The sequence below is a fragment of the Streptomyces sp. NPDC001617 genome, from assembly GCF_053596855.1.
The window spans coordinates 43,372-52,267 of sequence record NZ_JBSFHA010000081.1; the positions used below are offsets into that span (position 1 = coordinate 43,372).

General features: G+C 65.3%; 16 protein-coding genes and 1 pseudogene. All 17 read left to right on the forward strand.

The window, feature by feature from the left end:
- The gene (rplX, locus tag ACWC09_RS40920) at positions 1-324 is read left to right on the forward strand and encodes a 50S ribosomal protein L24 (RefSeq protein ID WP_037929577.1); all 324 of its coding nucleotides are present in this window, start codon (positions 1-3) and stop codon (positions 322-324) included.
- Complete coding sequence (gene rplE / locus ACWC09_RS40925; RefSeq protein ID WP_020135807.1) at positions 324-881, forward strand: 50S ribosomal protein L5; 558 nt, start codon at positions 324-326, stop codon at positions 879-881. The genes rplX and rplE overlap by 1 nt, the downstream gene beginning before the upstream one ends.
- 5 nt (positions 882-886) lie before the next feature.
- The gene (locus ACWC09_RS40930; RefSeq protein ID WP_003948630.1) at positions 887-1,072 is read left to right on the forward strand and encodes a type Z 30S ribosomal protein S14; all 186 of its coding nucleotides are present in this window, start codon (positions 887-889) and stop codon (positions 1,070-1,072) included.
- Positions 1,073-1,285: 213 nt separating this feature from the next.
- A complete protein-coding gene (rpsH, locus tag ACWC09_RS40935; protein ID WP_007384075.1) occupies positions 1,286-1,684 on the forward strand; it encodes a 30S ribosomal protein S8 in 399 nt (132 codons plus the stop codon).
- Between the two features lie 24 nt (positions 1,685-1,708).
- The gene (gene rplF, locus ACWC09_RS40940) at positions 1,709-2,248 is read left to right on the forward strand and encodes a 50S ribosomal protein L6 (RefSeq protein ID WP_269661073.1); all 540 of its coding nucleotides are present in this window, start codon (positions 1,709-1,711) and stop codon (positions 2,246-2,248) included.
- A 3-nt stretch (positions 2,249-2,251) separates the two neighbouring features.
- A complete protein-coding gene (gene rplR, locus ACWC09_RS40945) occupies positions 2,252-2,635 on the forward strand; it encodes a 50S ribosomal protein L18 (protein WP_007494754.1) in 384 nt (127 codons plus the stop codon).
- Between the two features lie 36 nt (positions 2,636-2,671).
- Positions 2,672-3,277: a 30S ribosomal protein S5 gene (gene rpsE / locus ACWC09_RS40950; protein WP_365145914.1), complete on the forward strand. Its 606-nt coding sequence runs from the start codon at positions 2,672-2,674 to the stop codon at positions 3,275-3,277.
- A 2-nt stretch (positions 3,278-3,279) separates the two neighbouring features.
- Positions 3,280-3,462 carry a 50S ribosomal protein L30 gene (rpmD, locus tag ACWC09_RS40955; protein ID WP_129307387.1) on the forward strand — a complete coding sequence of 61 codons (183 nt, stop codon included), beginning with the start codon at positions 3,280-3,282 and terminating at the stop codon, positions 3,460-3,462.
- A 2-nt stretch (positions 3,463-3,464) separates the two neighbouring features.
- Positions 3,465-3,920: a 50S ribosomal protein L15 gene (gene rplO, locus ACWC09_RS40960; RefSeq protein WP_450856135.1), complete on the forward strand. Its 456-nt coding sequence runs from the start codon at positions 3,465-3,467 to the stop codon at positions 3,918-3,920.
- 188 nt (positions 3,921-4,108) lie between these two features.
- The gene (gene secY, locus ACWC09_RS40965; protein ID WP_450856136.1) at positions 4,109-5,422 is read left to right on the forward strand and encodes a preprotein translocase subunit SecY; all 1,314 of its coding nucleotides are present in this window, start codon (positions 4,109-4,111) and stop codon (positions 5,420-5,422) included.
- Positions 5,422-6,084, forward strand: coding sequence for an adenylate kinase (locus tag ACWC09_RS40970; protein ID WP_450856137.1), 663 nt, complete (start codon positions 5,422-5,424; stop codon positions 6,082-6,084). The genes secY and ACWC09_RS40970 overlap by 1 nt, the downstream gene beginning before the upstream one ends.
- Positions 6,085-6,184: 100 nt before the next feature.
- Positions 6,185-7,021 carry a type I methionyl aminopeptidase gene (gene map / locus ACWC09_RS40975; RefSeq protein WP_450856138.1) on the forward strand — a complete coding sequence of 279 codons (837 nt, stop codon included), beginning with the start codon at positions 6,185-6,187 and terminating at the stop codon, positions 7,019-7,021.
- Positions 7,022-7,231: 210 nt separating this feature from the next.
- A complete protein-coding gene (gene infA / locus ACWC09_RS40980; RefSeq protein WP_003948620.1) occupies positions 7,232-7,453 on the forward strand; it encodes a translation initiation factor IF-1 in 222 nt (73 codons plus the stop codon).
- Positions 7,454-7,482: 29 nt separating this feature from the next.
- Positions 7,483-7,596: a 50S ribosomal protein L36 gene (gene rpmJ / locus ACWC09_RS40985; RefSeq protein WP_003998809.1), complete on the forward strand. Its 114-nt coding sequence runs from the start codon at positions 7,483-7,485 to the stop codon at positions 7,594-7,596.
- 196 nt (positions 7,597-7,792) lie between these two features.
- Positions 7,793-8,173 (forward strand): 30S ribosomal protein S13, encoded by a 381-nt coding sequence (rpsM, locus tag ACWC09_RS40990; protein ID WP_450856139.1) that lies wholly within the window; start codon positions 7,793-7,795, stop codon positions 8,171-8,173.
- Between the two features lie 70 nt (positions 8,174-8,243).
- The gene (gene rpsK / locus ACWC09_RS40995) at positions 8,244-8,648 is read left to right on the forward strand and encodes a 30S ribosomal protein S11 (protein ID WP_003956432.1); all 405 of its coding nucleotides are present in this window, start codon (positions 8,244-8,246) and stop codon (positions 8,646-8,648) included.
- A 144-nt stretch (positions 8,649-8,792) separates the two neighbouring features.
- Positions 8,793-8,896: pseudogene (locus ACWC09_RS41000) on the forward strand (DNA-directed RNA polymerase subunit alpha); the annotation flags it as partial.

Here is an 8,896-nt window from a genome sequence, read left to right on the forward strand (position 1 = left end):
ATGAAGATCAAGAAGGGCGACCTGGTCCAGGTCATCACCGGCAAGGACAAGGGCAAGCAGGGCAAGGTCATTGCCGCTTTCCCGCGCGAGGAGCGCGTCCTGGTCGAGGGTGTCAACCGGGTCAAGAAGCACACCAAGGCCGGCCCGACCGCTCGCGGTTCGCAGGCCGGTGGCATCGTCACGACCGAGGCGCCGATCCACGTCTCCAACGTCCAGCTGGTCGTTGAGAAGGACGGCAACAAGGTCGTCACGCGTGTCGGTTACCGCTTCGACGACGAGGGCAACAAGATCCGCGTTGCCAAGCGGACGGGTGAGGACATCTGATGGCTACCACCACCACTCCGCGTCTCAAGACGAAGTACCGCGAGGAGATCGCGGGCAAGCTGCGTGACGAGTTCAAGTACGAGAACGTCATGCAGATCCCCGGCCTCGTCAAGATCGTGGTCAACATGGGTGTGGGCGACGCCGCCCGCGACTCCAAGCTGATCGAGGGCGCCATCCGCGACCTCACCACGATCACCGGTCAGAAGCCGGCCGTCACCAAGGCCCGCAAGTCCATCGCGCAGTTCAAGCTGCGTGAGGGTCAGCCGATCGGTGCCCACGTCACGCTCCGTGGCGACCGCATGTGGGAGTTCCTGGACCGCACCCTGTCGCTCGCGCTCCCGCGCATCCGCGACTTCCGTGGTCTGTCCCCCAAGCAGTTCGACGGCCGTGGCAACTACACCTTCGGTCTCACGGAGCAGGTCATGTTCCACGAGATCGACCAGGACAAGATCGACCGTACCCGGGGTATGGACATCACCGTGGTCACCACGGCGACCAACGACGCTGAGGGCCGCGCGCTCCTTCGTCACCTCGGCTTCCCGTTCAAGGAGGCGTGAGCGAGATGGCGAAGAAGGCTCTGATTGCCAAGGCTGCTCGCAAGCCCAAGTTCGGTGTTCGCGGCTACACGCGCTGCCAGCGCTGCGGCCGTCCGCACTCCGTGTACCGCAAGTTCGGCCTGTGCCGCGTGTGCCTTCGTGAGATGGCTCACCGTGGCGAGCTGCCGGGCGTGACCAAGAGCTCCTGGTAATCCCGGTATTTAGGGATTCCCGAAGCTCTCGGTAAGCAATGGGCGTGTCAGGCGCCCTCCCTTCCATGGCTTAGGCTTGGAGGGTTGGGCGCCTGACGGTCGCCTTTACGACTTACTACGCCGTAGGTCCACCGCACCGCACCCGCCTCGTCTCGGATCGAGGAGAGGGATGGGCACCTGGAAACCCCGGCGAGAGAGGCCGAAGGCCAATTCATGACCATGACTGATCCGATCGCAGACATGCTTACGCGTCTGCGGAACGCGAACTCGGCATACCACGACTCCGTGACGATGCCGGCATCGAAGATCAAGTCGCACATCGCGGAGATCCTCCAGCAGGAGGGCTTCATCACGGGCTGGAAGGTCGAGGACGCCGAGGTCGGCAAGAACCTCGTTCTCGAGCTGAAGTTCGGCCCGAACCGTGAGCGCTCCATCGCGGGCATCAAGCGGATCTCCAAGCCCGGTCTCCGGGTGTACGCGAAGTCCACCAACCTGCCCAAGGTCCTCGGTGGCCTCGGCGTGGCGATCATCTCCACGTCGCACGGTCTCCTGACCGACAAGCAGGCCGGCAAGAAGGGCGTGGGTGGGGAAGTCCTCGCCTACGTCTGGTAGCGGAAGGGAACGGAGGAAACAGCTATGTCGCGTATTGGCAAGCTCCCCATCACGGTTCCCGCCGGCGTGGACGTCACCATCGACGGCCGTACGGTCTCGGTCAAGGGCCCCAAGGGCTCGCTGACCCACACCGTTGCCGCGCCGATCGACATCGCCAAGGGCGAGGACGGCGTTCTCAACGTCACCCGCCCCAACGACGAGCGTCAGAACAAGGCCCTGCACGGCCTGTCCCGCACGCTGGTGGCGAACATGATCACCGGCGTGACCCAGGGTTACGTGAAGAAGCTCGAGATCAGCGGTGTCGGTTACCGCGTCACGGCCAAGGGTTCGAACCTCGAGTTCGCTCTCGGCTACAGCCACCCGATCACCGTCGAGGCGCCCGAGGGCATCACCTTCAAGGTGGAGGCCCCCACCCGGTTCTCGGTCGAGGGCATCGACAAGCAGAAGGTCGGCGAGGTTGCGGCCAACATCCGCAAGCTGCGCAAGCCCGACCCGTACAAGGCCAAGGGCGTCAAGTACGAGGGCGAAGTCATCCGCCGCAAGGTCGGAAAGGCGGGTAAGTAAGCCATGGCATACGGACAGAAGATCCTCAAGGGCGACGCCTACAAGCGCGCCGCGATCAAGCGCCGCCACATCCGGATCCGTAAGCACATCAACGGAACGGCGGAGCGTCCGCGTCTGGTCGTTACCCGTTCGAACCGCCACATCGTGGCCCAGGTGATCGACGACATCAAGGGTCACACCCTTGCGTCGGCGTCCACCCTGGACACCTCGATCCGCGGTGGCGAGGGCGACAAGTCCGCGCAGGCCAAGCAGGTCGGCGCCCTGGTCGCCGAGCGCGCCAAGGCCGCCGGTGTCGAGGCTGTCGTATTCGACCGTGGTGGCAACCAGTACGCCGGGCGCATCGCCGCCCTGGCGGACGCCGCCCGCGAAGCCGGGCTCAAGTTCTGAGCCGCTCGTAGCTAGCGGAAAGAGAGAGGTAATCCAATGGCTGGACCCCAGCGCCGCGGTGGCGGTGCCGGTGGCGGCGAGCGGCGGGACCGTAAGGGTCGTGACGGTGGCGCAGCCGCCGCCGAGAAGACTGCTTACGTTGAGCGTGTCGTCGCGATCAACCGTGTCGCCAAGGTTGTGAAGGGTGGTCGTCGCTTCAGCTTCACCGCGCTGGTCGTGGTGGGCGACGGTGACGGCACCGTGGGTGTCGGTTACGGCAAGGCCAAGGAGGTGCCGGCCGCCATCGCCAAGGGTGTTGAGGAGGCCAAGAAGCACTTCTTCAAGGTCCCCCGGATCCAGGGCACCATCCCGCACCCGATCCAGGGTGAGAAGGCTGCCGGCGTCGTACTGCTCAAGCCCGCGTCCCCCGGTACCGGTGTTATCGCCGGTGGTCCGGTGCGTGCCGTGCTCGAGTGCGCCGGTATCCACGACATCCTGTCGAAGTCGCTCGGCTCCGACAACGCGATCAACATCGTGCACGCGACCGTGGCGGCCCTGAAGGGCCTGCAGCGTCCGGAGGAGGTCGCGGCCCGCCGTGGTCTGCCTCTTGAGGACGTCGCCCCCGCGGCTCTGCTCCGTGCGCGTGCCGGGGCGGGTGTGTGATCATGGCGCAGCTCAAGATCACGCAGGTCAAGTCCTACATCGGCAGCAAGCAGAACCACCGTGACACCCTGCGCTCCCTTGGTCTCAAGGGCATCAACACGCAGGTCGTCAAGGAGGACCGCCCCGAGTTCCGCGGCATGGTTCGCCATGTCCGCCACCTCGTGACGGTCGAGGAGGTCGACTGATCATGGCGGAGAACAACCCGCTCAAGATCCACAACCTCCGTCCCGCCCCGGGCGCCAAGACCGCCAAGACCCGTGTCGGTCGTGGTGAGGCGTCGAAGGGTAAGACGGCCGGTCGTGGTACCAAGGGTACGAAGGCCCGTTACCAGGTTCCGGAGCGCTTCGAGGGTGGGCAGATGCCCCTCCACATGCGTCTTCCGAAGCTGAAGGGCTTCAAGAACCCGTTCAAGACCGAGTTCCAGGTCGTGAACCTCGACAAGCTGGCCGTGCTCTACCCCGAGGGTGGCGAGGTCACCGTCGAGGGTCTGGTGGCCAAGGGTGCCGTTCGCAAGAACAGCCTGGTCAAGGTCCTCGGCCAGGGTGAGATCTCCGTGGCGCTGCAGGTGACGGTCGACGCCGTCTCCGGCTCCGCCAAGGAGAAGATCACCGCCGCCGGCGGCACTGTCACCGAGCTCGTCTGATCCACTCGGACGTCTCGATGACTTGAGCGATCCCGACCGGGGATATCCCACAAAGGGGTATCCCCGGTCGGTCGTTACACGGGAAGCTGTGCCGCCGGTAAGGTAGCCTGCACCGTTCGTTATTCGTATCCGTCGAACCTCAAGACCGTCACCCTTGACGCAGTTGCGCGGGGGTCGCAGGAGGCACCGTGCTCACCGCGTTCGCCCGGGCGTTCAGGACGCCCGACCTGCGCAAGAAGCTGCTCTTCACGCTCGGCATCATCGTGGTCTACCGGGTCGGTACCCACATCCCGATCCCCGGCGTCAACTACACGGCCGTCCAGCAGTGTGTGACCGAGGCCTCCGGCACCCAGGGTCTCTTCGGTCTCGTCAACATGTTCAGCGGTGGCGCGCTGCTGCAGATCACGATCTTCGCCCTCGGCATCATGCCGTACATCACGGCGAGCATCATTCTGCAGCTGCTGACCGTGGTGATCCCGCGCCTCGAAGCCCTCAAGAAGGAGGGCCAGGCGGGTACGGCGAAGATCACGCAGTACACCCGTTACCTCACGGTGGCGCTCGCCATCCTGCAGGGCACCGGCCTGGTGGCCACCGCCCGCAGCGGCGCCCTCTTCAACGGCTGCACCGTCGCGTCCAGCATCGTCCCGGACCGCGCGATCTTCACCACCATCGTCATGGTCGTCTGCATGACCGCCGGCACGGCCGTCGTGATGTGGCTCGGCGAGCTCATCACCGACCGCGGCATCGGCAACGGCATGTCGATCCTCATGTTCATCTCGATCGCCGCGACCTTCCCGTCCGCGCTCTGGGCGATCAAGAAGTCCGGCACCTTGGCCGGCGGCTGGATCGAGTTCGGCACCGTCATCCTCGTCGGCCTGGTCATGGTCGGCCTGGTGGTCTTCGTCGAGCAGGCCCAGCGCCGTATCCCGGTGCAGTACGCGAAGCGCATGATCGGCCGCCGTTCCTACGGTGGTACGTCCACGTACATTCCGCTCAAGGTCAACCAGGCGGGTGTGATTCCGGTCATCTTCGCGTCCTCGCTGCTCTACATTCCGGCGCTGGTCGCGCAGTTCTCCGGCAGCAACGCGAGCTGGAAGACGTGGATCGAGCAGAACCTGACCAAGGGCGACCACCCGATTTACATCGTTTCGTACTTCTTGCTCATCGTTTTCTTCGCGTTCTTCTACGTGGCTATCTCGTTCAACCCCGAGGAAGTCGCCGACAACATGAAGAAGTATGGTGGCTTCATCCCGGGCATCCGGGCTGGCCGACCGACCGCTGAGTACCTGTCGTACGTGCTCAACCGGATCACCTGGCCGGGTTCGCTGTATCTGGGCCTGATTGCTCTCGTACCGACGATGGCGTTGGTTGGGTTTGGGGCGACCAATAACTTCCCGTTCGGCGGGACCAGCATCCTGATCATCGTGGGTGTGGGTCTCGAGACGGTGAAGCAGATCGAGAGCCAGCTCCAGCAGCGCAATTACGAAGGGTTCCTCCGCTGATGCGAATCGTCCTCGTCGGGCCGCCCGGTGCTGGGAAGGGCACTCAGGCCACCCGCCTCGCCGGGAAGCTCACGATCCCGCACATCTCCACGGGTGACCTGTTCCGCGCCAACATCAGCCAGCAGACGGAGCTCGGGAAACTCGCGAAGTCCTACATGGACGCCGGCAACCTCGTCCCCGACGAGGTCACCATCGCGATGGCGAAGGACCGCATGGAGCAGCCGGACGCCGAGGGCGGCTTCCTGCTGGACGGTTTCCCGCGCAACGTCTCGCAGGCCGAGGCGCTCGACGAGCTGCTGAAGACCGAGGCCATCAAGCTGGACGCCGTACTCGACCTCGAAGTCTCCGAGGAAGAGGTCGTCAAGCGGATCGCCGGCCGGCGCATCTGCCGCAACGACTCCGCGCACGTCTTCCACGTGACCTACAGCCCCGCCAAGAAGGAAGGCGTCTGCGACGTCTGCGGCGGCGAGCTGTACCAGCGTGACGACGACTCCGAGGAGACGGTCCGCAAGCGGCTCGAGGTCTACCACACGCAGACCGAGCCGATCATCGACTACTACAAGGCACAGGGGCTGGTCGTCACGATCTCCTCCCTGGGTCCGGTGGACGAGATCACGCAGCGCGCCATGGAGGCGCTCAAGCGCGAGGACGACGGCAAGTAGCCGTCAGCTGCTGTCCGGCCGTGACGCCCGCCGGGGTGTCACGGCCGTACTGTTGTGTACGTAACCGGTTGACGTGAGTGACGGAGAGCGCAGGGCCCCCATGGTGCAGATCAAGACCCCCGAGCAGATCGCCAAGATGCGTGAGGCGGGGCTGGTCGTGGCCGCCATCCACGCGGCCACCCGTGAGGCGGCCGTGCCCGGCGCCAGCACGAAGGATCTGGACCAGGTCGCGCGCAAGGTCCTCGCCGAGAACAACGCCAAGCCCAACTTCCTCGGCTACGGCGGCTTCCCGGCCACGATCTGCACGTCCGTCAACGAGGTCGTCGTCCACGGCATCCCGTCCGACGAGGTGGTGTTGAAGGACGGCGACATCATCTCCGTCGACTGCGGCGCGATCATCGACGGCTGGCACGGCGACGCGGCGTACACCGCCTTCGTGGGCTCCGGCCACGCGCCGGAGCTGATCGAGCTCTCCCGGGTGACCGAGGAGTCGATGTGGGCGGGCATCGCGGCGATGAAGCAGGGCAACCGTCTGGTGGATGTGTCGAAGGCCATCGAGACGTACATCCGCCGCCAGCCGAAGCCGGGCGGCGGCAAGTACGGGATCATCGAGGACTACGGCGGCCACGGCATCGGCACCGAGATGCACATGGACCCGCACCTCCTGAACTACGTCGACCGGCGCCGGGGCAAGGGCCCGAAGCTGGGCCCGGGCTTCTGCCTCGCCATCGAGCCGATGGTCTCCCTGGGCACCCCCAAGACCGAGGTCCTCTCCGACGACTGGACGGTCATCACGACGGACGGCACGTGGTCCTCGCACTGGGAGCACTCGGTGGCGCTGACGGAGGAGGGACCGCTGGTCCTGACGGCTCCGGACGGCGGCAAGGCGAAGTTGGCGGAGCTGGGAGTCACGGCGGCGCCGGATCCGCTGGCGTGATGGCCGCGAGGGTGGCATCCCCGCTCCCGACCCGCTTGCCTGAGAGTCACCCGCTTAAAGATCTCCCCGCCGGGGCATTCTTTCTCGATTCGTCTTTCCGAGTGGGCTGACGTAGACTGACTCGTCGGCTCTCGTGCACCCGCATGTCCGCATGCGCCCTTGAGGGAAAGTGCGGGAGTCGATCAAGGTAGTCGATTCGAAGGGCGAAGCGTGGCCAAGAAGCAAGGTGCCATCGAGATCGAGGGCACTGTCGTCGAGTCTCTGCCGAACGCCATGTTCAAGGTCGAGCTCCAGAACGGCCACCAGGTCCTGGCACACATCAGCGGCAAGATGCGCATGCACTACATCCGCATCCTCCCTGACGACCGGGTCGTGGTGGAGCTGTCTCCGTACGACCTGACGCGTGGCCGGATCGTCTACCGCTACAAGTAGATCCCTCTGACTCGGAGAACCTCGATCCCATGAAGGTCAAGCCGAGCGTCAAGAAGATCTGCGACAAGTGCAGGGTGATCCGCCGTCACGGTCGGGTCATGGTCATCTGCGAGAACCCGCGCCACAAGCAGCGCCAGGGCTGACGCACGATCGACCGATCCCTCTGCATCGACATCGCAGAGATTCGCGCGACGCGAGCTGAACATGTTCATACGCAGGACCCGGGCGAGCGATCGCCTGACACCCCCGGTTCGGAGGCTGGGGACCCGGTTCGTACCTGATACGGCGACCGGGAACCGGTTCTGCGGCAGACCTCCGAAGATCACCAGGAGCCATTGAATGGCACGCGTTTCCGGTGTTGACATCCCGCGCGAAAAGCGCGTGGAGGTCGCCCTGACCTACGTGTTCGGCATCGGCCGGACCCTCGCCCAGCAGACGCTGGCCGAGACCGGCATCGACCCGAACACCCGCGTTCGCGACCTCTCCGAGGAGCAGCTCGTCGCGATTCGTGAGTACGTCGACAACAACATCAAGACCGAGGGTGACCTCCGTCGCGAGATCCAGGCCGACATCCGCCGCAAGGTGGAGATCGGTTGCTACCAGGGTCTCCGTCACCGTCGTGGTCTGCCCGTCCGCGGTCAGCGCACCAGCACGAACGCTCGTACCCGCAAGGGCCCGCGTCGCGCCATCGCCGGCAAGAAGAAGCCGGGCAAGAAGTAGTCCACAGCGGACAACGCTTCATCAGCGGTCTTCGCTGTAGGACCGACCACCTCCCCGTAGGAGTTACTAGATGCCCCCCAAGGGTCGTCAGGGCGCTGCCAAGAAGGTGCGCCGCAAGGAAAAGAAGAACGTCGCTCACGGCCACGCGCACATCAAGAGCACGTTCAACAACACGATCGTCTCGATCACGGACCCCTCGGGCAACGTGATCTCCTGGGCCTCCGCCGGCCACGTCGGCTTCAAGGGCTCGCGCAAGTCCACCCCCTTCGCCGCGCAGATGGCCGCCGAGTCGGCCGCCCGCCGCGCGCAGGAGCACGGCATGCGCAAGGTCGACGTCTTCGTGAAGGGCCCGGGCTCCGGTCGCGAGACCGCGATCCGCTCCCTCCAGGCCACCGGTCTCGAGGTCGGCTCCATCCAGGACGTCACCCCCACCCCGCACAACGGCTGCCGTCCGCCCAAGCGCCGCCGCGTCTGAGGCCAGGTTGTCTTGAGGTTGCGGGCGGTACGGCTCTTCGGAGCGGTGCCGCCCGTACCCTTGCAGTACCCGCCCCTCTTGCCGGGGGCGGTTCCGTCGGGCGTCAAATAGCGGGCGTCCACGAAAGAAGGATCTGATCCACACATGCTGATCGCTCAGCGTCCGTCTCTGACCGAAGAGGTCGTCGACGAGTTCCGCTCCCGGTTCGTGATCGAGCCGCTGGAGCCGGGCTTCGGCTACACCCTCGG